The sequence below is a fragment of the Bradyrhizobium sp. USDA 4472 genome (assembly GCF_054058595.1).
This window is the reverse complement of sequence record NZ_JBSSAM010000001.1, coordinates 2541430-2564928: the sequence shown is the minus strand read 5'-3', so window position 1 is coordinate 2564928 and position 23499 is coordinate 2541430. Positions and strand designations below refer to the sequence as shown.

The window sequence follows — 23499 nt, the reverse complement described above, 5'->3', positions numbered from 1 at the left end:
GTATCTTTTGTTACCGACCGACGAAGGGTATTCAGCTATGGTTCCGAAAACGCGAGGGCCTCCATGGTTGATCGTCTCAGAAGCGCAGCGGAACAGCTCGAAGCACCGACGTGCCCGGACTGCCATATCGAAATGAGATGGTACCGCTCAGAACTCCTGGCCGACGAACCCACCCCTGTGATCGCCCATCTTTTCGTGTGCCCATTGCAAGCGCGCGGCGCAGGCAGATACCGTGTTCAAGGGCACCAGACCGTCGCCTGACAGGCTTTCGGCACCGCGGTTTCTTGCCGCTTAGCCTAGAGCATGATCCGGAAAAGTGTGAAGCGGTTTTCCGAAAAGATCGTGCTCAAACAAGGAGCTGAAGCGCGATGACGATTCGACCCGATCTCATCGCGCTTTAGTGGCACTGTCGATCCCAGCTACACCGCCAACTGCCGCGTCCGAGCCAGCCCGGCCAGCGCCTCGTTCAGCTTCTCGCGATCGAGCGGCTTGATCAGAAATCCGTTCATGCCCGCCTCGAAGCAGGCGGAGCGATCTTCCGCCAGCGTGTTCGCGGTGAGGGCGAGGACCGGTGTGTGGTGGCGGCCGGTCGCAGCCTCGTGCGCGCGGATGCGCTTGGTTGCCTCGATGCCGTCGAGCTGCGGCATCTGGATGTCCATCAAGACCAGATCATAGGGGCTGCCGGCAGAGTTGGCCGCCAGCCAGGATTCCAGGGCGGCCTCGCCATGAACCGCGATGGCGACACGGTGACCGAGCTTGGTCAGCAGCGACCGCATCAGCATCGCATTGATCTCGTTGTCCTCGGCGACCAGGATCGACAGGCCGCCAGCCGGCATTCTGCCAGGCGCCGGCTCGACCGGCTCCGGCGCGAGGTCGGGCGAGGCGACGTCCGGTGTCAGCGCGAGACGTGCGGCGAGCGAGGCTGCACGCAGCGGCTTCACCAGGAAGCCGGTGAAATCAGGCGAGAGCTTGTCGTGGCGCGAGCTCGGCGTCAGCAGCACCAGCCGCTGCGCCGCATGGGCGCGGGCGGCCTCGCCGAGGCGATCGGCCACATCAGGGCCGAGCGCGCGGTCAACCAGTACAGCATGCCACGAGCGCTCCGGCAGCAGCGCTTCGGCCACCGCCGCATCCGTCACCAGGCAGGTCTGGCCGCCCCAGCGTTCCAGCCGCCGCGCGATCAGCGACGCCTCGATGCCGTCGGCCACCAGCAGGATCGACTTGCCGGTGAGGTCCGGGTTCCGAAACGCGGTCCGTCCGGCGTCGGCTTGCGAGGGCGCGAGTGGAACCGCGACCTCGAAGGTCGAGCCCTTGCCGGGTTCGCTCTCCAGGGTGATGCGGCCGCCCATGCGCTTGACGATGCGCTCGCTGATGGCAAGGCCCAACCCGGTGCCGCCATAGGTGCGGGAGACGCGGTCGTCGGCCTGTTCGAACTCGCGGAAGATACGCGACTGCGCTTCCGGCGCGATCCCGATGCCGGTGTCGCGGACCAGGAGGCTGATCTCGTTCGGCCGGATGCCTGGCTCGACGATCAGTGCGACGCCGCCTGATGCGGTGAACTTGATCGCATTGCCGGCGAGGTTGAGCAGCACCTGGCGCAGCCGTGCGGCATCGCCGGTGACCTCGAGCGGCAGTCGCTCGTCGACGTAAGCCGCGATCTCGAGGTTCTTCGCCTGCGCGCGCGGCGCCAGCAATTCGGTGACCTCTTCGATCAGGGTCGAAAGCGCAAACGGGCGCTGCTCGAGATCGAGCTTGCCGGCTTCGATCTTGGAATAGTCGAGCAGCTCCTCGATCAGCGCCATCAGCGCTTCGCCTGATGTCTTCACGGCGCGGGCGTAAGTCGCCTGCTCCGGCGTCAGATTGGTGTCGAGCAAGAGGCCGCCCATGCCGATGATGCCGTTGAGAGGTGTGCGGATCTCGTGCGAGGCCATTGCGAGGAAGCGCGATTTGGCACGGTTGGCGGCGTCGGCCTGGTCGCGGGCGTCGGCCAGCGCGCGTTCGGTCTCGGTGCGATCGGTGACGTCGCGGCCGACGCTCTGCAATTCGGCGGGCTGGCCGGCATCGAGACGCACAAAGCCTTCGCGCCAGGCGATCCAGCGGGCGCCGAGCGGGGTCGAGATCCTCTGGTCATGGATGCGCGTGCCGTTGCTCTCGCGCGCGCTGTCGCCCTGCTCCAGCACGTCGAAGTCGAACCGCGTGCCCACCAGCGCGCTGCGCGCCTGTCCGGTCAGCGCGCAATAGGCGTCGTTGGCGAAGGTGATGCGGCCCTGATCGTCGCGCAGCACGATGAGATCGCCCTGCTGCTCGAACAGGCTGCGCGCGCGTTCTTCGGCTTCCTTCAGCTCCCAATTTCGGTCGATCAGTGCCTCGTTATGGGCCGCGAGCTTGCGCATGCGCTTGTTGACGAAGCGCAGCCGCATGCTGAGCGTGGCAAGGCCAAGGCAGGCCAGTGCGAACAGGAAGCTCGCACCGATCGCGAAAGTATTGGGATCGTAGCCGGAATTCTCCGAGCGGCTGCCGGTGACGAAGCCGTAGGCACCGCCGAACGTCGCCGAGAAGATCATGAAGGAGCGGATCGCGAAGGCGATGCGCGGATGCTGTCGCCTGAAGCGGCGCATGTGCACCTTGATCCGGAACGTCCGACCCATCGCCACCGACCCTTGTCCGAAACCCGCCACCGCCATGCGCGACGATGTCTTGACCACCTTGCGAACAGCTTGAGGCTTTGGGGTCGCCTCGAAACAGGGTTGACGAGGTGTTAACGTCTCTTAGAGCGAAGCGGCCTGGAGATGGTGGTGGCCGCCGCGGGCCCCGACGATCAAGGCTGCGGCTTCCCTCTGCGAGAACGTCTTCGAGCGCACATAGATGCGGTAATCGGCCGGGCCTTCGCTGCCGAGATAGATCGTCGGGCGGTTGCCGCCGCCTTGCCCTGCTATGGCGACCAGCTGCGTGGACGGATTGCCCTGGCAGGCGCCGGGCTCATCGCTTTCGCCATCGTCGACGACGGCAAAGTCGGCCGCGTCGGCGTCGTCGGTGATCTGCACCCGCACCGTCGCCTGCGCGGGATCGTCGGTGAAGGCGATCTGGACGCCGGCGGTCCAGAACAAGGAGGTGAACTCGACGGAGGTATCGCCGACGGCGACGCAAGGGTGCGAGATCGATCCGATCTCGTTGCGGGCGAATACCGCAGCCGCCAACAGGGGAACCACCGAGGCCAGGATCTTGAAACGCAACATGACACGCTACTCGCCGGGCCCTTACAGGAACGTTTGGGCCTCGTGGTTTGCAGATCGTAAAGGAAACTCGTTACCGCCGGGTTGACGCGCGGGATGATCACGCCGGCTGGCGCACATCCTCCGCGAGTGCGCGGTAGGACAGCGCCTCGGCCAGATGCAGCCGGCCGATCTTGTCAGCGTTGTCGAGATCGGCGAGCGTGCGCGCCACCCGCAGCACGCGGTGATAGCCGCGCGCCGACAGCCGCATGGTATCGGCAGCATCGCGCAGCAGCTTTTGACCCTGGGCGTCCGGTTTGGCGATGTCTTCGAGCACCGCGGCCGGTGCCTCGGCATTGGTGCGCACCTTGGGCAGGCCGGCTTCGGCATAGCGTGCGCGCTGGATGTCGCGCGCCGCCGCCACGCGCGCCGCGACCTCGGCGGAGCCTTCCGCCGGCGGCGGCAGGATCAGATCGGCGGCGGTGACGGCCGGGACCTCGATGCGCAGATCGATCCGATCCATCAGCGGGCCGGAGATGCGGGCCTGGTAATCGCCGGTGCAGCGATCGACGCGGCCGCGCTTGCAGGCATAGCCCGGCTCGAACGCATTGCCGCAGCGGCAGGGATTCATCGCCGCGACCAGCATGAAGCGGGCAGGGTAGGTGACGCGGTGATTGGCGCGCGAGACCGAGACTTCGCCGTTCTCCAGCGGCTGGCGCAGCGAATCCAGTACGCGCGGATCGAACTCGGGCAGCTCATCGAGGAACAGCACGCCCTGATGCGCCAGCGAGATCTCGCCGGGCCTTGCGCGCGCGCCGCCGCCGGTCAGCGCCGCCATGCTGGCGGAATGATGCGGCGAGCGGAACGGCCGCCGCGACGTCAGGGCGCCGCCTTCGATCTCGCCGGCGACGGAGGCGATCATCGAGACCTCGAGCAACTCGCCCGGCGACAGCGGCGGCAGGATCGAGGGCAGCCGCGCCGCGAGCATCGATTTGCCGGCACCGGGCGCGCCGATCATCAGCAAATGATGCCCGCCGGCAGCTGCGATCTCCAGCGCCCGCTTGGCGCTCTCCTGGCCCTTGATGTCGCGCAGATCGAGCGGCGAGGTTGCCGCTTCATGCACTTTCGGCACCGGCCGCGACAGCACCTGGGTGCCCTTGAAATGGTTGGCGATCTGGATCAGCGAATGTGCGGCGACGATCTGGATGTCAGGGCTCGCCCACGCGGCCTCCGATCCGCAGGCCGCGGGACAAATCAAGCCCTCCTCGCGCACATTGGCCCCGATCGCAGCGGGCAGAACACCGGCCACAGGCGCGATCGACCCGTCGAGGCCGAGCTCGCCAAGCACGGTGAAACCGGTCAGCGCATCCGGCGGGATCGCGCCGATCGCCGCCATCAGGCCCAGTGCAATCGGCAGGTCGTAATGGCTGCCTTCCTTCGGGACGTCGGCAGGCGCGAGATTGACGGTGATCCGTCGCGCCGGCAGCGCCAGCCCCGAGGCGATCAGCGCCGAGCGAACCCGCTCGCGCGCCTCCGACACCGCCTTGTCCGGAAGACCGACAATGGCGAACGCGGGCAGGCCGGGCGCGACCTGCACCTGCACGTCGACCGCGCGGGCCTCGATCCCTTCAAAGGCGACTGTCGAAACCCGCTGGACCATACGCTGCCCCCTCGCACAGCTTGGGGTAGCAGAGCCCGACGATCCTGGCAAGAACAATACGGGAACGGCGGGCGGCGCCGATCCCTAACCGGTCGTAAACAGGCTCCAGACACTACGCCTCGAATGCGAGCGGCTCTCCTCAGCACATTCCAACGAATGTCCGCTACTCCTGAGCCTGCGGGATGGGCCGTGATCCAACGGGTGAACAATTCAAATGCTTGCAAATCGCCGGAGAAGCGAACGACGGGTGTGCACCAGGCTTGCCAAGATCCATTTTGGCGCCGGCTCGCTGCCACGGGACTGCACGATCACTGACATCTCGGACGGAGGTGTGAAGGTCGTGGCGGAATTCATCGAGGTGCCGCCGCAATTCACCATCATCTTCGCGCCGGATTATTCCCGTCAGTGCCGCCTGCGCTGGCGCATCGGTTGCGAATTCGGTGCGGAATTTACCGACTGAGCCCAACAGGGGCGCGTCCTTAACCGGACTTTAGGGTTAATCGGCAAAGCATCTCTGATCAGTCCGCCGCGGTGATCAGAGTATGTCCAAGCGTTCGTCCCTTGCCTCTTTCCCCGGCGAGATTCCTGCTGCCCGCGCTCGCGGTGCTCGCCCTCGGTGGCTGCCAGACCACAGGCCTGGAGGACGTGACCGGCGCGCTCGGCGGCCGGTCCGAGCCTGTCGCCACGGCCGACGCCAAGCCCGATATGAACGCCCTGCGCGAGCGCTATCGTGCCAATCCCGGCGATCCCAACGTTGCGCTCGACTACGGCAAGGCGCTGCGCGAGACCGGCCAGCGGGCCCAGGCGGCGGCGGTCATGGAGCAGGCCGTCCTTCTCCATCCCAGCAACAAGGCGCTGCTCGCCGGCTACGGCCGCGCGCTCGCCGACAACGGCAATTTCCAGCAGGCGTTTGACGTGCTGGGCCGCGCGCATACGCCCGAAGATCCCGACTGGCATATCCTGTCGGCTCAGGGCGCCGTGCTTGATCAGCTCGGCCGCAACGAGGAAGCGCAGCAATATTACGCAAGCGCGCTGAAGATCGTGCCGGACGAACCGTCGGTGCTGTCCAATCTCGGCCTGTCCTACATGCTCCAGAACAACCTGCCGCGCGCCGAGGAAACCATGCGCCGCGCCTATCAGCGCGATCCGGCCAATCCCCGCGTGCGGGCCAATCTCGCGCTGGTGCTGGGGCTGGAGGGCAAGCAGACGGAGGCCGAGACCATCGTGAAGGCCGATCTGCCGCCGGACCAGGCCGCGGCAAAGGTCACGGCGCTGCGTGAGTTGCTGTCGAAGAAGCAGCAGCAGCACGCGGAGAAATGATCTCCGCCGCTTTTGTTCGCTCGAAAACGCTCCCGTGCTTTACGACGCCTTGCGATGCGGCGCTGATGCGCGTCCGCTCTTGCCCTTCAGCTTCTTCAGGAGCGGTCCGAGCAGCGAACGCTTCGGCTTCTTCACCTCGCCGCGCCCGGCGAGCCGGTTGGCCATGGTCTGGAACAGCTCGGTGGTGCGGTGGCTCTTGGAGACCTCCGCGATCATCTGGCCGTTATTCGCAGCGGTCGAGAACAGCTTCGAATCGAACGGGATCACCGCGAGCGGCTGCCCCTCCATCGTCTTGGCGAAGGATTTGACGTCGATCTCGGCCCGCTTGTGCATGCCGACCTGGTTGATGCAATAGAGCGGGGGCCGGTCGTTCGGCCGCGCCGCCTTGAGCACGGTCAGCATGTTCTTGGTGTTGCGCAGGTTTGCGAGGTCAGGCTCGGCCACGATGACGATGTCGTCGGCGTTGACCAGGGCGCGCTTGGTCCAGGCCGACCATTGGTGCGGCACGTCGAGCACGATGCATGGCGTCGTCATGCGCAAGGTGTCGAAGATCGCGTCGAACGCTTCGGCGCCGAAATCATAGACGCGGTCAAGGGTGGCGGGTGCGGCAAGGAGGCTGAGGCGCTCGGTGCATTTGGCGAGCAGACGCTCGATCAGCGCCGTATCCGGCCGGTCCTGCGACAGCACCGCGTTGGCGATGCCCTGCGCCGGATCCTGGTTGTAGTCGAGACCGGCGGTACCGAAGGCGAGGTCGAGATCGATCACGACGGAATCGAGCGCCAGATCGCGCGCGATGGTCCAGGCCACATTGTGCGCGACCGTCGACGCGCCGACGCCACCCTTGGCGCCGACCACCGCGATGATGCGGCCGGTGATGATGGCCTCGGAAGCCGAGAACAGGCTGCAGATCGAGCGCACCACGTCGATGGTCTGGACCGGGCCGATCACGTAGTCGTTGACGCCGCGACGCACCAGCTCGCGATAGGGCGCGGTGTCGTTGGGATTGCCGATCACGACCACGCGCGTGCCGGGATCGCAGACGCCGGCGAGGTCGTCGAGGCCTTCGAGAATGTCACGCGTGCCGTCGGATTCGATCACGATGACGTTCGGTGTCGGCATCGTGTCATAGACGTCGATGGCTGCGGCCAGACCGCCGCTCCTGGCGGTGAGATGCGCCTTGGCGAGACGGCGGTCCTGCCCGGCCGCGGTGATCGCGGCGAGCGTCTGCTCGGTCTCGCAAAAGGCCTGCACCGAGATGCGGGGAACCGGCGCAATGTGTTCGTCGGGGCGCTGCGGATCGTCCGCCTCGTCGTCGTGAATCCCAGTCATTTGCCTGTATCGCTGAGTTTGGCCTTGTCGGCCTCGGGATAGGTGGTCGCGGTCGCGTTGCCCTTGCGGTAGCGGTCGAAGGCGATGTCGCGCCGCGCGGTGTAAGCGGGCGTCTCCGCGCGCGGCTGCTCGAGGTCGGCGGGGTTGTCGATCATCGCGGCGAGATTGCGCTGGGTGGCGCAGCCGAGATTGAAGTAGGGCCTGTTCTCGTTGTAGCCGGGATCGACGATGGACGGTCCCATGTCCTCGGGCCACAGCCCGCAGGGGCCGGCGACCGCAGTGATCTTGGAATAGCTCAGCCGGATGGTCGGCAACAGGCCGGGATCTTCGGGGCGATAGGGATGCTGGACGATGGCGCGCGACGGCACGCCGCCACTGCCGAGCACGGCACGGATCTCGTGATAAGTCGCTGCTGCTGCGCGCGAATTCGCGGTGTCGATGGGCACGTCGACGACGACGGAGCCGGTGCCTTCGCGCACCCAGTCGCGGGCGATGCCCATCACGTCCGCGGCTTGCGGGGCCGAAAGACCGCCTCTCGCCTTGCCGACGAAGATCACGATCGAGCGCGTGCCTTCCTGCACCGCGATCGGGTGGCGCATGCGGTAATCGGTCGGCACCGTCTGCGTGGTGACGACGTCGCCGGTGGTGTTGCAGGCTCCCAGCATGACGGAAAGCCCGGTCAGCGCGAGCGCGATGCGCGGCTTGCGAAATCGATCTTCTGTCGTCTTCGTCATCGCCTGGTCCCCTCCTACCGCTATCCCGGTCCCCAAACCGTTCGTTCGTGTCAGTCGATGATGAAGCCGAAATCGCCGCTGATGCCGTCGATCGGATCGACGCGGCGCGCGATGCCGTAGAGGCGGTTCATGCGGCCGAGCAGCGCCGACTGCGCATCCGAAGAGGGTGCGAACCCGTCGTCGGGCCGCGACAATTCCTTCTGGGCGACCGCGCGCACCACATAGGGGGTCACGATCACCATCAGCTCGGTCTCGTTGTTGACGAAGTCCTGGCTGCGGAACAGCGCGCCGAGGATCGGGATCTGGTCGACGCCGGGCAGGCCGTTGACGGCCTGCTTGGTCTGCTGCTGGATCAGGCCGGCCATTGCCATCGAACCACCGGAGGGAATTTCCAGCGTGGTCTCGGCGCGGCGGGTCTGGACCGAGGGAATGGTGATCGAGTTGGTCGAATTCGCGGACAGCGCCTGCGACACCGTGATCGCGTTCTGGCTCGACAGCTCCGAAACCTCGGTCATCACGCGCAGGCTGATGCGGCCCTCGCTGAGCACCACCGGCGTGAAGTTCAGGGAGATGCCGAACTTCTTGTAGGTGATCTGGGTGGTGCAGACATGCGTGGCCGGATCGCAGGCGTAGCCGCCGGGGATCGGGAATTCGCCACCGGCGATGAAAGTCGCTGACTCACCCGAGATCGCGGTCAGGCTCGGCTCGGCCAGCGTCCGCATCACGCCCGCGCTCTCCATCGCGCGCATCGTGGCGTTGACCGTGGCGACGCCCTTGGCAAGCCCTGTGACGCCGAGGCCGTTGCTGCCGACCAGCGGTCCGCCGCTGGCAGTGAACGGGTTGGAATTGTTGAAGTTCACCACCGCGGTGCCGGCATTCAGGCTGGCGCTGAGGTCGACGCCCAATTGCTTGACGATGTCGCGGCGGACTTCGCCGACGACGACTTTCAGCATGACCTGGTCGCGGCCACGGACCACGATGTTGTTGACGACCTTGTCGCTGCCGCCGACGAGCTTCGCGGCGACGTCGCCGGCCTGCTGGGCCTCGACCGGGCTCGACACCGAACCGGTCAGCATCACGCTGTCGCCGACGCCTTCGATCTGCACCCCCGGCAGCGACTGGTGCAGCGCCGCCCGCATGCCGTTGAGATCGCGCTTCACCGCGATGTCGTAGGAGGCGACCTGCTGGCCGTCGGCGCTGAAGAACACCACGTTGGTCTGGCCGACCTGTCCGCCGATGATGTAGGCGCGCTGCGACGACCGGATCACCGCATTGGCGATCTTGGGATCAGCCACCAGCACGTCCTTGACCTCGCGCGGCAGGTCGATGACCACAGATTTGCCGATTCCAAGCGACAGCGAACGCGTCCGTGCGGGCGCGACGGTCGCGGCCGGCGCCACGCCGAGGTCCGGCGCCTGCATCGGCGCCTGGTCTCCGACCGGCGCATCCGCGGCACGGACGAGATCGGGGCCTGCGACCAGCCCCAGCATCATCATCGCCCCTGCCCAGAACGAGCCAGCGCGCTTCCCCCGAATGCGCAGGCCCATCCGATAATCCCCGTAATTCATCATGTCTCCATCACTTCTGTGACGTTAGTTGTCGCGTCTGCACGCCGTAGCGGATCACGTTGACGCCGCTCTGACGCTGCTTGAGCGCCTGGTCTTCGGGCGCGCCGTCGGTGGCGCTGGCATCGGCGATGCTGCGCAGTGCGAGCGTCAAAGTTCCCCCCTGGCGCGAGGCCGACAGCGTGGCGACCTGCTCGGGCTTCAGCTCCAGCGTGACGGTCTTGCCGATCACGGCGGTCTGGCCGTCCTTTTCCTTCGGCGCCTGGTCGATCGCGAGCACGCGGATATTGGACAGGACGACCTCCGACAGGATCAGGTCATTGCCGCCGGTCGCACCGCTGGTGTCGGGGTTCTTCAGGCGGCGCGTCAGCACGACGTCGACGCGGTCGTTTGGCAGGATGAAGCCGCCGGCGGCGGTCTCTGCCGAGATCTCGGTGGATACGGCCCGCATGCCCGAGGGCAGGATCGCGGCCATGAAGCCGGAGCCGTCCGCCCTCACCAGCTTCTGCTCGCGGATCGGCTCGCCCTGCATCAACGGCACGCGCGCGATCGAGCCGGCGATCTCGGTTTGTGCGTTGGGCCTGCTGTCGCGCCGGACGAAGGCGCTGCTCGCGGTCGCTTGCGGCCAGGTCTGCCATTGCAGATCCTCGGCCTTCACGGCCTGGCCGAGCTGGATGTCGGATTTGGCGACGAGCACCTCGGTCGTCGGCAGCTTCTCGGCCACCGGGGCGACCGGCGCGGGCTTGTTGTCGTAGCTGCTCGCCAGATACGCAGCGACGCCGCCGGCGCTCAGCGCGATGACGAGAACGACAATGCGTGCGGTGTTCATACGCTTCTACTCTCACGCGGGGCACTCGAACCGCACGTGGCGTGTTCCCCCGCGTCGATGAGTAGGGAGTAAAAGTATAAGGGGTGTTGCGAGGCCGAGTGTGATGCCCTGTGACGGTGCGGGTTTTGGGCGGATGGTGAATGCCGCGTTATCCCGGTCGGTCAGTGGCCCCGTAGATTCACGCAGGCGCACTACGACCTTCGGAGGAGGCGCGGGAGCGTCATGGTGAATGGGTGGTTAGTAAAGGAGGTGCGTCGCGAGATGGAAGCAGCGCGCATCAACATCAGTGTCGTCCCGGCGAAGACTGCGCGCGTCCGGGACGACGTGGAGAGAGATACGAGGCTCCCCAACGCCATCATTGCGGAACTACCTCGTCCGCTTCTGCTCGATCACGTCCCAGATTTTCGCCGCAACGTCGGGGCCGCCAAGGCGTGCGATGGCGCGAATGCCGGTCGGCGACGTCACATTGATCTCGGTGAGATTGCCGTTGATGACGTCGATCCCGACGAACAGGAGGCCGCGCTCGCGCAGCGCCGGGCCGACGGTGGCGCAGATCTCGCGTTCGCGCGGCGTCAGCTCGGTCTCCTTGGCGGCGCCGCCGCGCACCATGTTGGAGCGGAGATCGTCGGCCGCCGGCACGCGGTTCACGGCGCCTGCGAACTCGCCATTGACCAGGATGATGCGCTTGTCGCCGAGCTTCACCTCGGGAATGAACTGCTGAATCACCCAGGACTCTTTGAACGTCACCGAGAACATGTCGAACAGCGAGCCGAAGTTCATGTCTTGCGGCATCACCCGGAACACCGCGGCGCCGCCATGGCCGTGCAGCGGCTTCATCACCACGGCACCGTATTTGTCGCGGAACGCGTTGATCTCATCTAAGTCGCGCGAGATCAAAGTCGGCGGCATCAGCTGCGGAAAGTTCATCACGAACAGTTTTTCGGGCGCGTTTCGCACCGCGGCGGGATCGTTGACCACCAGCGTCTTTGGGTGAATGCGTTCGAGCAGATGCGTCGAAGTGATATAGGCGAGGTCGAACGGCGGATCCTGCCGCAGCAGGACGACGTCGAAGCCGTTGAGCGCTTCGCGCCTGGGCTCGCCGAGGGTGAAATGATTGCCGGGCTCGTCGCGCACCGTCAGCAGTTGCACCGGCGCGACGATCTCCTCGCCGACCATCGAGAGCTTGTCGGGCGTATAATAGGACAGGCCGTGGCCGCGCTTCTGCGCCTCCAGGAGCAGCGCGAAGGTGGAATCGCCCTTGATGTTGATGCGGGCGATGGGGTCCATCTGGACGGCGACGTTCAGTTTCATGGGCTGCCTTTCAGGTCGAGGCGTCGAATGCCGCCAACACATGGCGTGGAAGTGACCGCGGCGCAATCAGCATGGCGTCGAATCGCAGCTCGAATTCCGCATGCTCGGGATGCGCTGCGAGCCAGCCCTGCGCGGCATCGATGATGCGCTGCTGCTGGCGTGGCGTGACCGCATAGGCGGCCTCGTCGAGGCTGGCGCGCGCCTTGACCTCGACGAAGGCGATCAGGTTGCGGCGGCGCGCCACGAGGTCGATCTCGCCATGCGCCGTGCGGTAGCGTTTGGCGAGGATGCGGTAACCCTTGGCCATGAGAAAGGCGGCGGCGCGGCTCTCGGCCGAGATGCCGGTGCGGAACGCGGCGACACGCTGGGGCGAGGCGACCTTTGGCTCCGGTTTGGGTTCTGCGACGCCCCTAGTCTTCGCCATCGCCGCCCCGCAAATCCTCGTGCGGACTCTTGGCGAGTTCGAGCGCGCGGGCATAGATCTCGCGGCGGGGCCGCCCAGAAAGCGCGACGGCATGCGCGACGGCGTCCTTGACGCTGTTCGTGGCGAGCTGCGCGCGCAGGAGATCGTCCAGTGCATCTGATGTCAGCACGTCGGCGTCGGCCGCGGGCGGTGCGATCACCAGCACGAATTCGCCGCGCGTCTCCAGCGCGTCGGCTTCGCGCGCGAGCTCACTCAGCGTCGCCCGCGAAATCTCCTCGTGCAATTTCGTCAGCTCGCGGCAAATCGCGGCTTCGCGCGTCCCCATGATCTCGGCGAGCTCGGCAAGCGTGTCCTGCACGCGATTGCCGGATTGGAACATCACCAGCGTGGCATCGATGCGCGCGAGCTCGGCCAGGCGCGATTTTCGCGCGGCCGATTTGGCGGGTAGAAAGCCCTCGAAGAAAAAACGGTTGGTCGGCAGCGCCGCAACCGACAGCGCCGCCAGCACCGACGAAGGGCCGGGCAGCGCAAAGACCGCATGGCCGGCGGCACAGACCTCGCGCACCAGCTTGTAACCGGGGTCGGAGATCAGCGGCGTCCCGGCGTCCGACACCAGCGCGACCGAGCCGCCTGCCGCGAGTGCCTCCAGGATCTTCGGCCGCGCAGCCTCGGCATTATGCTCGTGATACGGCTTGAGCTGCGCAGAGATGTCGTAACGCTCGGTCAGGCGCCGCGTGATGCGGGTGTCCTCGCAGGCGATGACGTCGACCCCGGCCAGCGTCTGGAGCGCCCGCAAGGTGATGTCGCCGAGATTGCCGATGGGGGTCGCGACCAGATAGAGGCCGGCCGCCGGCTTCGGAGCTGACAGCCGATGGGCGTCGATGGAGAAACCGCGCGAGGCGGTGTCCGCAGCTTCAGTCGTATTTATCGGAGCCGGCTTTGCGCGCATAATGAATCGAACTTAGGCATGATCCCGGTGGCTGGGAACCAGTCCCCGGAAAAAGATCATATTGGGAGAGGGACTGGAATGTGATCCATCCGGCATCACATTCGAGGGGGAATGAAGCGTCAGCGCCATATTCGCGGCGGAAACCGCGCCTTGATGCTGCGTGACGGACGGCAAACAGCTGGCCGGAACGAAGGGCAGCCGCGTTAAGCGGTCATTATCCTTTTGTTTTGGTTAACTATTTGTAGACAACATGCCTGAATCCGCGGCTTGTGTTGCGGACAAGAGTGAAGTGACGGGCCGCCTGCGGCCGGTCAGAAGAGAAGCTGCCATGGTGGGCCCGCGTGATCCGAAGTCTCCCGTTCAGGGGCCCCTGATGCCAGGGGCGACCCGGCGGAGTACGCTTGGCCTGCTGCTCGGCACGCCCTTGCTCTCGGCCTGCGCCGGCGTGCAGCAGAGCCTCAGCCAGTTTTCCAGCCCGTTCTCCAGCTCCTCGCCGCCTCCGGCCCAGCCGGCCGGTCCGCCACAGCAGGCGACGACCGCGGGCACCGGCGGCGTGAAGGTCGGGGTGATCCTGCCGCTCTCGGCCGCGGGCAATGCCGGGCTTGCGGCGCAATCCATGCGCAACGCCGCCGAGATGGCGCTGGCCGAGTTTCAGAACCCGAATATCCAGCTCCTGATCAAGGACGACAATGGCAGCCCGCAGGGCGCGCAAGCCGGCGCGCAGCAGGCGGTCGACGAAGGTGCCGAGATCATCCTGGGGCCGCTGTTCGCGCAGTCGGTGCCGGCGGTGGCGCAGGTCGCGCGCGCGCGCGGCATCTCGGTGATGGCGTTCTCCACCGATTCCAGCATCGCCGGCCGCGGCGTCTATCTCCTGAGCTTCCTGCCGGAGTCCGACGTCAACCGCATCATCGAATATTCCGCCGGCATCGGAAAACGCGCTGTTGCCGTGCTCGTGCCCGACAATGCCTATGGCAATGTCGTCGAGGCCGCGGTGAAGGCCGCGGTGCCCAGGCGCGGTGGGCGTGTCGTCGCGTTCGAAAGATACGGCGCCGATCGAGCCACGCCGGCGCGCAACGTGGCACAGCAGCTCGGCAGCGCGGACGCATTGTTCATTGCCGATGACGGCGATGCCGTCGTTTCGGTCGCAGACGCGATGACTGCAGCGGGCGCGAATCTGCGCAACATCCAGCTGCTCGGGACCGGCCTGTGGGACAGCCCGCGCGTCTATGCGAGTCCGGCGCTGCAGGGCGGCCTCTATGCCGCGCCGGATCCGGCCGGCTTCCGCGCGTTCTCCGGCCGCTACCGCACCAAATATGGCGCCGAGCCGATCCGCACCGCGACGCTCGCCTATGATGCCGTCGCGCTTGTCGCAGCGCTTGCGCGCACGCAGGGTACGACGCGCTTCTCGGCCGACGTGCTCACGAATCCATCTGGTTTCGCGGGCATCGATGGCCTGTTCCGGTTCCGTGCGGATGGCACCAATGAGCGCGGCCTTGCGGTGATGAAGGTGACGACGGGCGGCGGTGTCGCGGTCGCGGGCTCGCCGAAGAGTTTTGGGGCGTAGTCCTACGCCGCGAGATCCGCGACCACGGCGTCCAGCACCGGAAAACCGCTGCTCGTCACCCGCAACCGTCCCGCCGCATCGACCGTGATCGCGCCTTCCTCACGGAGCAGCGCGATACGTCTGGGATCGAGCGGACGGCCGGACAAGGCCTTGTAGCGCTCGGGGTCGATGCCTTCGGCCAGGCGCAATCCCATCAGCAAGAATTCGTCGGCCCGCTCCTCGCTGTTGAGGAGATCGTCGGTGACGATTCCATCGCCGTTGCTCTCGACCCGCATCAGCCAGGCTTCGGGACGCTTCTCGGTGGCGGTGGCGTGCCTGATGCCGTCGATGTCGAGGCGGCCATGGGCGCCGGGACCGATGCCGGCATATTCCTCACCGCGCCAGTACACCAGATTGTGCCGGCACTCGGCGCCGCGTCGCGCGTGATTTGAGATCTCGTAGGCGGGCAGGCCGAGCTTGTCGCAGGTCTCCTGCGTCACGTCGTAGAGCGCGCGCGCGACCACTTCGTCCGGCGTCTTCAATTTGCCCGCCTGGTGCAGGCCGAAGAACGGCGTGCCTTCCTCGATCGTCAATTGGTAGAGCGACAGATGCTCGGCCGCTTCATCGATCGCAAGGCGCAGCTCGTCCGCCCACATCGCCGGGGTCTGGTCGGGACGGGCGTAGATCAGGTCGAACGAATAGCGATCGAACGAGCGGCGCGCGATGGCGACGGCGTCGAGTGCCTCGCGCGCACTGTGCATGCGGCCGAGCGCTTTCAACGAGGCATCGTCGAGCGCCTGCACGCCGAGCGAGACCCGATTGACACCGGCAGCGCGATAGCCGGCGAAGCGCGTGGCCTCGACGCTGGTCGGGTTTGCTTCCAGCGTCACTTCGACGTCGTTGGCAACGCGCCAGTGCTTGCCGATCGCATCGAGCACCGCGCCGACGGTGGCGGGCTGCATGAGCGATGGTGTGCCTCCGCCGAGGAAGATCGAGCTGACTTCGCGACCGGGCGAGCGCTGCGCAGTCGTTTCGATCTCGCGCGCGAAGGCGGCCGCAAAACGCGCCTCGTCGATGGCGGCGTGGCGGACGTGGCTGTTGAAGTCGCAATAGGGACACTTCGACAGGCAGAACGGCCAGTGCACGTAGACGCCGAACGCATCTTTATCAGCGCGGCTCAAGGCAGATCTCCGCCAGTTTCACGAAGGCCCGGGCGCGGTGCGACAGGCCGAGGCCGAGCGGCGGCAGGCCATGCTTCTCGATGCTGGTCATCTCACCGAAGGTGCGGTCGTATCCGTCGGGCAGGAACATCGGATCGTAGCCGAAGCCGGCGGTGCCGCGGGGTGGCCACACCAGCGTGCCGTCGACGCGCGCCTCGACCTGTTCGAGATGATCGTCGGGCCAGGCGACGCAGAGCGCCGAGACGAAATGCGCTTTGCGCTTGTCCGGCGTGGTGGCGCCGCGCTCCTGCAGCAGGCGCTCGATCTGCGCCATGGCGGCGGCAAAGTCCTTGGACGGACCGGCCCAGCGTGCGCTGTAGATGCCGGGCGCGCCGTCGAGCGCGTCGACGACGATTCCGGAATCATCGGCAAAAGCCGGTAGCTTGGTCGCCTGCGCGGCCGCGATTGCCTTGATCGCGGCGTTGCTGCGGAAATCGCTGCCGGTCTCGTCAGGCTCGCCAAGGCCGAGTTCGCCGGCCGACACCACCTCGATGCCGTGAGGCGCGAGCAGCTCTTTCATCTCGGCGAGCTTGCCGGGATTGTGGGTCGCGATGACGAGCTTTCCGGTGATTCGGCGGTGCATGGGGCTATTGACTACGCCACAGCCAGTTTCTGCAAGTCCACCAGACGCGCGATGCCTTTTTGCGCCAATGCGATCAGCGCCAGGAACTCGTCCTGCGTAAACGGCTCGCGTTCCGCAGTGCCCTGCACCTCGATGATGCGGCCGTCACCGGTCATGACGAAATTGGCGTCGGTTTCGGCTGCCGAGTCCTCGGCATAGTCGAGATCGAGCACCGGCGTGCCCTTGTAGATGCCGCATGAGATTGCGGCGACGTTGTCGCGCATCACGTTGGCCTTGATCATGTTGCGCGACTTCATCCAGTTGATGCAGTCGGCGAGCGCGACCCAGGCCCCGGTGATCGAGGCGGTGCGGGTGCCGCCGTCGGCCTGGAGCACGTCGCAATCGACGGTGATCTGGCGCTCGCCGAGCGCTTCGAGATCGACGATGGTGCGCAGGGAGCGGCCGATCAGGCGCTGGATCTCGACGGTGCGGCCGCTCTGCTTGCCGGCCGAGGCCTCGCGGCGGGTGCGTTCCGAGGTCGCACGCGGCAGCATGCCGTATTCGGCGGTGACCCAGCCGCGACCCTGGCCCTTCAGCCACGGCGGCAGGCGGTCTTCCAGCGTGGCGGTCACAAGCACGTGGGTGTCGCCGAATTTCACGAGGCAGGAGCCTTCCGCATATTTGACCACGCCACGCTCAAGCGTCACGGGGCGCAATTCGTCGGGCGCACGGCGGCTTGGCCGCATGGGAAATCCTCCAAAACTCGCAAGGTCAGGCTGTTCGCGGTGCTTGTAGGTGGGGTGAGGGTGGGCAGCAAGGCTTTTTCGCCCCTGATATCTGCCCCGCAAACGCCACGCTTGTCAGACGCGCCCGGGATGGACAAATTACGAGGAACTGACAGGAGTTAACGTCTGTGGCCCATCACGATCCGATCCATCTGATCGCGCCGCGCGCAGGCCTCGCCCAGCTCAACGAGCGTTCCCGCGACATCTTTCGTCAAATCGTCGAAAGTTACCTCGCGACCGGTGAGCCGGTGGGCTCGCGCAACATCTCGCGCCTGATCGCGATGCCGCTGTCGCCGGCTTCCGTGCGCAACGTCATGGCCGATCTGGAACAGCTCGGTCTGATCTACGCTCCGCATACCTCCGCCGGCCGGCTGCCGACGGAACTCGGCCTGCGCTTCTTCGTCGACGCCCTGATGCAGGTCGGCGATCTCAACGAGTCCGAGCGGCAATCGATCCAGAGCCAGCTCGCCACCGTCGGCCACGCCCAATCGGTCGAGGCGGCGCTGGATCAGGCGTTGACCCGGCTCTCCGGCCTGACGCGCGCCGCGGCGGTGGTGTTGACGCCGAAGTCCAATGCGCGGCTCAAGCACATCGAATTCGTCCGGCTGGAACCCGAGAAGGCGCTGGTCATCCTGGTCGGAGAGGACGGCCAGGTCGAAAACCGTGTGCTGGCGCTGCCGCCGGGGGTTCCCTCCTCGGCCATCACGGAAGCCGGCAATTTCCTCAATGCGCGGATTCGCGGGCGGACGCTCGCCGAGGCGCGGCTGGAGCTGGAAACCGCGCTCGGCGAGGCCCGCGCCGAGCTCGATCAATTGACGCAAAAGGTGATCTCGGCCGGGATCGCGAGCTGGTCGGGCGGCGAGAACGAGGACCGCCAGCTCATCGTGCGCGGACACGCCAATCTGCTGGAAGATCTGCACGCGCTCGAGGATCTCGAGCGTGTCAGGCTGTTGTTCGAGGATCTCGAGACCAAGCGCGGCGTGATCGACCTGTTGGGGCGCGCGGAAACCGCCGAAGGCGTCAGAATCTTCATCGGCAGCGAGAACAAGCTGTTTTCGCTGTCCGGCTCCTCCACCATCATCTCGCCCTATCGGGATGCCGCCGGCCACATCGTCGGCGTTTTGGGCGTCATCGGGCCCACACGGCTGAACTATGCCCGTGTGATCCCGACCGTGGACTATGCCGCCCGCATCGTCAGCCGCCTGCTGGGCGGGCTGACCGGCATTGAGCCGATCACGGGCGCTTGATTTTCGGCGTCCGAAGCACGATATCCGGGCCAGCAAACCTCCCCTTGAGACGAGTTCGAGAAGCAGCCGATGACCGATCCCACCCGGCAACCCGAAGACACGGCCGCGCCGACCGGCGAACCCGTGGTGTCAAAGCCCTACATCATGCCCGACGATCCCGAGCCCGGCTCGGTCGAAACGTTGCAAAAGGAAGCTGCCGAGGCGCGCGACCGCATGCTGCGGACGCTGGCCGAGATGGAGAACCTGCGCAAGCGCACCGCCAAGGAGGTCGCCGACGCCAAGCTCTACGGCATCACCGGCTTTGCCCGCGACGTGCTCGACATCGCCGACAATCTCCAGCGCGCGCTCGATGCCGTTCCGTCCGAAGCGCGTGCTGCGGCCGATCCCGGCCTGATCGCGCTGATCGAGGGCGTCGAGCTCACCGAGCGCTCGCTGCTCAATGCGCTGGAAAAGCACGGCGTGAAGAAGCTCGATCCGCAGGGCCAGAAGTTCGACCCGAACTTCCATCAGGCGATGTACGAGGTGCCTGACGCATCGGTGCCCGCGGGCACCGTCGTGCAGGTCATGCAGGCCGGCTACACCATCGGCGAGCGCGTGCTGCGTCCGGCGCTGGTCGGCGTCGCCAAGGGCGGCGCAAAGCCCGCGCCCGCGGCGAACAGCAACGAAGCGAACTGAACGATATCGAGGAGCGCGCTCGCGCGCGTCTCCTCCTCTTCCTCAAGGTCTGGCAGAGGTGAGCGCTTTATGCGCTCACCGCGATATCCGCGGACTGAATCCGCTTCACGCCGGCCTTGGCCATGTCGGCCCAGGCCTTCGCGAGCGAGCCCTGATTGTCGATGCCGCGGCAGGCGTCTTCCACGACGTAGACTTCAAAACCAGCCTTGCGCGCATCGAGCGCAGTCCAGGCGACGCAGAAGTCCGTGGCGAGGCCCGCGACAAAGACGCGCTTGATCTTGCGGGACTTCAGATAGGCGGCGAGCCCCGTCGTTGTCTTGCCGTCGGCTTCGACGAAGGCCGAATAGCTGTCGACATCCTTGTGGAAGCCCTTGCGGATGATGAGCTCGGCCTGCGGGATCGAGAGGTCTTTCGACAGCGAGGCGCCATCGGTGCCCTGCACGCAATGGTCGGGCCACAGCACCTGCTTGCCGTAGGGCAGGTCGATGGTCTCGAACGGCTTCTTGCCGGAATGCGCTGACGCGAACGAGACGTGGCCGGGCGTGTGCCAGTCCTGCGTCATCACCACGTTCGAAAATGCTTTGGCCATCTTGTTGATCACAGGCACGACCTGCTCGCCTTCCTTCACTGCGAGGCTGCCGCCCGGCAGGAAGCAGTTCTGCACATCGATCACGAGCAGCGCGGATGCATCGTCCGGCTTGATCGAGGCTGCTGCGAAAAGTGCCGATGGCGCGAGGCTCGCGAGTGTGGTGGTCCCCAGCGCGGCCAAGATCTGTCGTCGATTAATCATCGTCCGCCTCCCTCAAGGTTGATCCGGTGGAGGGAAGCCTAGTTCCGTTCGTGTACAAACGAAAGCCCGCAAATGCAGCCGGCCCTGGTGAGGGGATGGGCGCTACCCCTTCGGCTGGATGCCGTCGCGGACGGCGCGGAAGCGGGTGAAGGCGTCGGACCACTGGTCGCGCGGAGCGCTGGCGATGATGCGCAGCGAGGTGCCGCCGCCGAACCGGATCCATTGCACGACCGTGACCGGGGTCTTGTCCTTGCCGCTGACGCCGTCGATCCGGGTCTCAAAGCCGGGCTGGCTGTTGATGCGGATCGGCTCGGACATGGTGACGCGGGACTCGCGCAGGCCGGGGATCTGGAGCGCGGCCTCCTGGGCGAAGCGGGCGCGGTCGTCGGCGGCTTGCGGAGTGGCGCCGATCAGGCCGAGGATCATGAACGGCTTCGATTCATAGCCCGCGCTCTCGTCACCGTCGGCCAGGATGATGCTCGAGCCCGGCACCAGCGTGCGGATGTCCTTGAAGCCGGCGAGATCGGTGATCTTGAACGGCATCAGCCCGAGCTGCTCGTCAGCCGACACCTCCTTGCGCAGGGTGGCGGTCGCAAACATCTGCCGCACCGCCTCGTCGGTGTAGATCTTCGAGGCGTTCTCCGGGACCTGCACCGCGACATAGCCGGAGAAGCCAGTGCCCGGCACGATCATCGAATAGCGCTTCACCAGCGTGTCCCCGGCCTTGCCGCTCTCGGTGGTAAAATAGGCAAGGCCCGCCGATGTCTCGATCTTCTCCGGCTTGACGCCGTTGACGCCGCCCGGATTGGCGTTGAAGGCCGTTGCAACCTCGTTATAGGCCGCCGGCGGCAGTTCGGTGACCAGCACCTTGACGCTGCCGTCCTCGTTCTCGAAGCCCGGGAAGGTCTTGGCCTTGCTCAGCCCGACCAGCGGCACCATGCCGAGACGCAGACCCGGCGGATACACGGCGTCGGCAGCAAGCGCCGGAAGCGCGGAGACAACGATAAGGGCGAGCGCGGCGAGGGGGCGGATCAGCTTCATGGGCACTCTGATTGGTTCATATTGAGGCCGTACGATGGTCGGCCGTTGGCCGCGTTGTCGCGCGAAGCGGCCCCGTGACGAGGCCGTCCGGCCGGTCCGCCTTTTAGCGGGTTTGGTGCGCCGGCAACAGGGCCGGGCCGATCACGGCAGCGGAGACGGCCTGAGCACTGAACCTGTTAACAAATCCTCACCCGCAAGGGCGGTGAAGCCCGGATATGATCTTCCAAAACCCAATGTTTTCACGGTCCAAACTTGCGTTCGGTCCTTGCGGGCTCCTCCCCCCCTCCTATATGAGCCTCAACCATCGCAATATCGCGAATGTTTGATCTTAGGGGGTTTCGGTTCGGGTGCCTTCTGGGCCCAGCCAACCTGCCGCAAAAAGAAGGATATCAGGACCATGGGAAAGGTCATTGGGATCGACCTCGGCACCACGAATTCGTGCGTCGCCGTGATGGACGGCAAGAACGCCAAAGTTATCGAGAATTCCGAAGGCATGCGCACGACGCCTTCGATCGTCGCCGTGACTGATGACGGTGAGCGCCTCGTCGGCCAGCCCGCCAAGCGCCAGGCCGTGACCAATCCAGAGCGTACGTTCTTCGCAGTGAAGCGCCTCATCGGCCGCCGCTACGACGACCCGATGGTCGAGAAGGACAAGAAGCTCGTTCCGTACAAGATCGTGAAGGCTTCGAACGGCGACGCCTGGGTCGAGGCCGACGGCCAGACCTACTCGCCCTCGCAGGTCTCTGCGTTCATCTTGCAGAAGATGAAGGAGACCGCCGAAGCCCATCTCGGCCAGAAGGTCGACCAGGCGGTCATCACCGTTCCCGCTTACTTCAACGACGCCCAGCGCCAGGCGACCAAGGACGCCGGCAAGATCGCGGGCCTCGAGGTGCTGCGCATCATCAACGAGCCGACCGCAGCCGCGCTGGCCTATGGCCTCGACAAGACCAAGGCCGGCACGATCGCCGTGTACGATCTCGGCGGCGGCACGTTCGATATCTCCATTCTCGAAATCGGCGACGGCGTGTTCGAGGTGAAGTCGACCAACGGCGACACCTTCCTCGGCGGCGAAGATTTCGACATGCGGCTGGTCGGCTATCTCGCCGACGAGTTCCAGAAGGAGCAGGGCATCAACCTGCGCAACGACAAGCTCGCGTTGCAGCGCCTGAAGGAAGCCGCTGAAAAGGCCAAGATCGAGCTGTCGTCGACGACGCAGACCGAGATCAACCTGCCCTTCATCACCGCGGACCAGACCGGTCCGAAGCATCTGACGATGAAGCTCACCCGCGCCAAGTTCGAGGCGCTGGTGGACGACCTCGTCCAGAAGACCGTCGAGCCCTGCCGCAAGGCGCTCAAGGACGCCGGCGTCACCGCCGGTGAGATCGGCGAAGTCGTGCTGGTCGGCGGCATGTCGCGCATGCCGAAGGTCCAGGAGGTCGTGAAGCAGCTGTTCGGCAAGGAGCCGCACAAGGGCGTCAACCCGGACGAAGTGGTGGCGATCGGTGCCGCGATCCAGGCCGGCGTGCTCCAGGGCGACGTCAAGGACGTGCTGCTGCTGGACGTGACCCCGCTGTCGCTGGGCATCGAGACGCTGGGCGGCGTGTTCACCCGCATCATCGACCGCAACACCACGATCCCGACCAAGAAGAGCCAGGTGTTCTCGACCGCCGAGGACAACCAGAACGCGGTCACCATCCGCGTCTTCCAGGGCGAGCGTGAAATGGCGGCCGACAACAAGATGCTCGGCCAGTTCGACCTGATGGGCATCCCGCCGGCGCCGCGCGGCATGCCGCAGATCGAGGTGACCTTCGACATCGACGCCAACGGTATCGTCAACGTCTCGGCCAAGGACAAAGCCACGGGCAAGGAGCAGCAGATCCGCATCCAGGCCTCCGGCGGCCTTTCGGAAGCCGACATCGACAAGATGGTCAAGGACGCCGAGGCCAATGCCGCGGCCGACAAGCAGCGCCGCGAGGCGGTCGACGCCAAGAACCATGCCGATGCGCTGGTGCACTCCACCGAGAAGGCGCTGGCCGAGCACGGTTCGAAGGTCGCCGAGACCGAGCGCCGCGCCATCGAGGACGCCGTCAGCGACCTTAAGGAAGCGCTGAAGGGCAGCGATGCCGAGGCGATCAAGGCCAAGACCAACACGCTGGCGCAGGCCTCGATGAAGCTCGGCGAAGCCATGTACAAGCAGCAGGCTGAGGCCGATGCGGCCAAGGACGCTGCGAAGGACGACGTTGTCGACGCGGAATTCACCGAAGTCGACGACGACAAGAACAACAAGAAGTCCGCTTAAAGCCCGA

The 23499-nt window shown here is 66.0% G+C and carries 20 protein-coding genes and 1 pseudogene; 6 read left to right on the top strand and 15 right to left on the bottom strand.

The genetic code is table 11. The features are described 5' to 3' along the window. Nucleotides 1–419: 419 nt before the first annotated feature. From ACVWZ4_RS11690 to ACVWZ4_RS11680, 3 genes are all read right to left on the bottom strand, one after another. On the bottom strand, nt 420–2645 hold the full coding sequence (locus tag ACVWZ4_RS11690; RefSeq protein ID WP_456740332.1) for an ATP-binding protein: 2226 nt from the start codon (nt 2643–2645) through the stop codon (nt 420–422). Between the two features lie 120 nt (nt 2646–2765). After that, on the bottom strand, nt 2766–3233 hold the full coding sequence (locus tag ACVWZ4_RS11685) for a hypothetical protein (protein ID WP_456740331.1): 468 nt from the start codon (nt 3231–3233) through the stop codon (nt 2766–2768). A 97-nt stretch (nt 3234–3330) separates the two neighbouring features. Continuing rightward, nucleotides 3331–4869, bottom strand: a complete 1539-nt coding sequence (locus tag ACVWZ4_RS11680; protein WP_456740330.1) for a YifB family Mg chelatase-like AAA ATPase — start codon at nt 4867–4869, stop codon at nt 3331–3333. Between the two features lie 214 nt (nt 4870–5083). Between ACVWZ4_RS11680 and ACVWZ4_RS11675 the strand changes: the two genes are divergently transcribed. Both ACVWZ4_RS11675 and ACVWZ4_RS11670 read left to right on the top strand, forming a co-directional pair. Further along, complete coding sequence (locus ACVWZ4_RS11675) at nt 5084–5329, top strand: PilZ domain-containing protein (RefSeq protein ID WP_092232357.1); 246 nt, start codon at nt 5084–5086, stop codon at nt 5327–5329. A gap of 82 nt (nt 5330–5411) precedes the next feature. Then, nucleotides 5412–6189, top strand: a pseudogene (locus ACVWZ4_RS11670) (tetratricopeptide repeat protein). Nucleotides 6190–6228: 39 nt separating this feature from the next. Here ACVWZ4_RS11670 and ACVWZ4_RS11665 read toward each other — a convergent pair. The 7 genes from ACVWZ4_RS11665 to rsmI all read right to left on the bottom strand — a co-directional run bounded on the left by ACVWZ4_RS11665 (nt 6229) and on the right by rsmI (nt 13330). After that, nucleotides 6229–7518, bottom strand: a complete 1290-nt coding sequence (locus ACVWZ4_RS11665) for an AAA family ATPase (protein WP_456740328.1) — start codon at nt 7516–7518, stop codon at nt 6229–6231. Further along, nucleotides 7515–8252 carry a CpaD family pilus assembly protein gene (locus tag ACVWZ4_RS11660; protein WP_456740327.1) on the bottom strand — a complete coding sequence of 246 codons (738 nt, stop codon included), beginning with the start codon at nt 8250–8252 and terminating at the stop codon, nt 7515–7517. Before ACVWZ4_RS11660 ends, ACVWZ4_RS11665 begins: the two co-directional genes overlap by 4 nt. 50 nt (nt 8253–8302) lie before the next feature. Continuing rightward, nucleotides 8303–9820 (bottom strand): type II and III secretion system protein family protein, encoded by a 1518-nt coding sequence (locus ACVWZ4_RS11655; protein WP_456705122.1) that lies wholly within the window; start codon nt 9818–9820, stop codon nt 8303–8305. Nucleotides 9821–9830: 10 nt separating this feature from the next. Next, nucleotides 9831–10646, bottom strand: a complete 816-nt coding sequence (cpaB, locus tag ACVWZ4_RS11650; protein WP_456700497.1) for a Flp pilus assembly protein CpaB — start codon at nt 10644–10646, stop codon at nt 9831–9833. A 366-nt stretch (nt 10647–11012) separates the two neighbouring features. Beyond that, nucleotides 11013–11957: a glutathione synthase gene (gshB, locus tag ACVWZ4_RS11645; RefSeq protein ID WP_456700498.1), complete on the bottom strand. Its 945-nt coding sequence runs from the start codon at nt 11955–11957 to the stop codon at nt 11013–11015. Between the two features lie 10 nt (nt 11958–11967). After that, on the bottom strand, nt 11968–12381 hold the full coding sequence (locus ACVWZ4_RS11640) for a YraN family protein (RefSeq protein WP_456740326.1): 414 nt from the start codon (nt 12379–12381) through the stop codon (nt 11968–11970). Beyond that, entirely contained in the window at nt 12368–13330 is a 963-nt protein-coding gene (gene rsmI, locus ACVWZ4_RS11635; protein ID WP_456740325.1) for a 16S rRNA (cytidine(1402)-2'-O)-methyltransferase, read from the bottom strand. The genes ACVWZ4_RS11640 and rsmI overlap by 14 nt, the downstream gene beginning before the upstream one ends. A gap of 328 nt (nt 13331–13658) precedes the next feature. Between rsmI and ACVWZ4_RS11630 the strand changes: the two genes are divergently transcribed. After that, entirely contained in the window at nt 13659–14894 is a 1236-nt protein-coding gene (locus ACVWZ4_RS11630; RefSeq protein WP_456740324.1) for a penicillin-binding protein activator, read from the top strand. A gap of 2 nt (nt 14895–14896) precedes the next feature. On the opposite strand, the gene hemW is transcribed toward ACVWZ4_RS11630, so the two are convergent. From hemW to rph, 3 genes are read right to left on the bottom strand one after another with little or no spacing between them, the layout of a single operon-like run. After that, nucleotides 14897–16054 carry a radical SAM family heme chaperone HemW gene (gene hemW, locus ACVWZ4_RS11625; protein WP_456736807.1) on the bottom strand — a complete coding sequence of 386 codons (1158 nt, stop codon included), beginning with the start codon at nt 16052–16054 and terminating at the stop codon, nt 14897–14899. Further along, on the bottom strand, nt 16041–16676 hold the full coding sequence (rdgB, locus tag ACVWZ4_RS11620; protein ID WP_456736806.1) for an RdgB/HAM1 family non-canonical purine NTP pyrophosphatase: 636 nt from the start codon (nt 16674–16676) through the stop codon (nt 16041–16043). Before rdgB ends, hemW begins: the two co-directional genes overlap by 14 nt. Nucleotides 16677–16687: 11 nt before the next feature. After that, nucleotides 16688–17401 (bottom strand): ribonuclease PH, encoded by a 714-nt coding sequence (rph, locus tag ACVWZ4_RS11615; RefSeq protein WP_092232324.1) that lies wholly within the window; start codon nt 17399–17401, stop codon nt 16688–16690. A 167-nt stretch (nt 17402–17568) separates the two neighbouring features. Here rph and hrcA point away from each other — a divergent pair, with 167 nt between their 5' ends. Together hrcA and grpE are read left to right on the top strand one after the other, a co-directional pair. After that, nucleotides 17569–18687, top strand: coding sequence for a heat-inducible transcriptional repressor HrcA (gene hrcA, locus ACVWZ4_RS11610; RefSeq protein ID WP_456736805.1), 1119 nt, complete (start codon nt 17569–17571; stop codon nt 18685–18687). A 69-nt stretch (nt 18688–18756) separates the two neighbouring features. Then, on the top strand, nt 18757–19362 hold the full coding sequence (grpE, locus tag ACVWZ4_RS11605) for a nucleotide exchange factor GrpE (protein WP_456700505.1): 606 nt from the start codon (nt 18757–18759) through the stop codon (nt 19360–19362). Nucleotides 19363–19429: 67 nt separating this feature from the next. Here grpE and pncA read toward each other — a convergent pair whose 3' ends face one another. Together pncA and ACVWZ4_RS11595 are read right to left on the bottom strand one after the other, a co-directional pair. After that, nucleotides 19430–20152: a bifunctional nicotinamidase/pyrazinamidase gene (pncA, locus tag ACVWZ4_RS11600; protein WP_456700506.1), complete on the bottom strand. Its 723-nt coding sequence runs from the start codon at nt 20150–20152 to the stop codon at nt 19430–19432. Nucleotides 20153–20254: 102 nt separating this feature from the next. Beyond that, the gene (locus tag ACVWZ4_RS11595; protein WP_456736803.1) at nt 20255–21193 is read right to left on the bottom strand and encodes a hypothetical protein; all 939 of its coding nucleotides are present in this window, start codon (nt 21191–21193) and stop codon (nt 20255–20257) included. Between the two features lie 397 nt (nt 21194–21590). Here ACVWZ4_RS11595 and dnaK point away from each other — a divergent pair, with 397 nt between their 5' ends. Further along, entirely contained in the window at nt 21591–23492 is a 1902-nt protein-coding gene (gene dnaK / locus ACVWZ4_RS11590; protein WP_092232313.1) for a molecular chaperone DnaK, read from the top strand. Nucleotides 23493–23499: the final 7 nt, after the last annotated feature.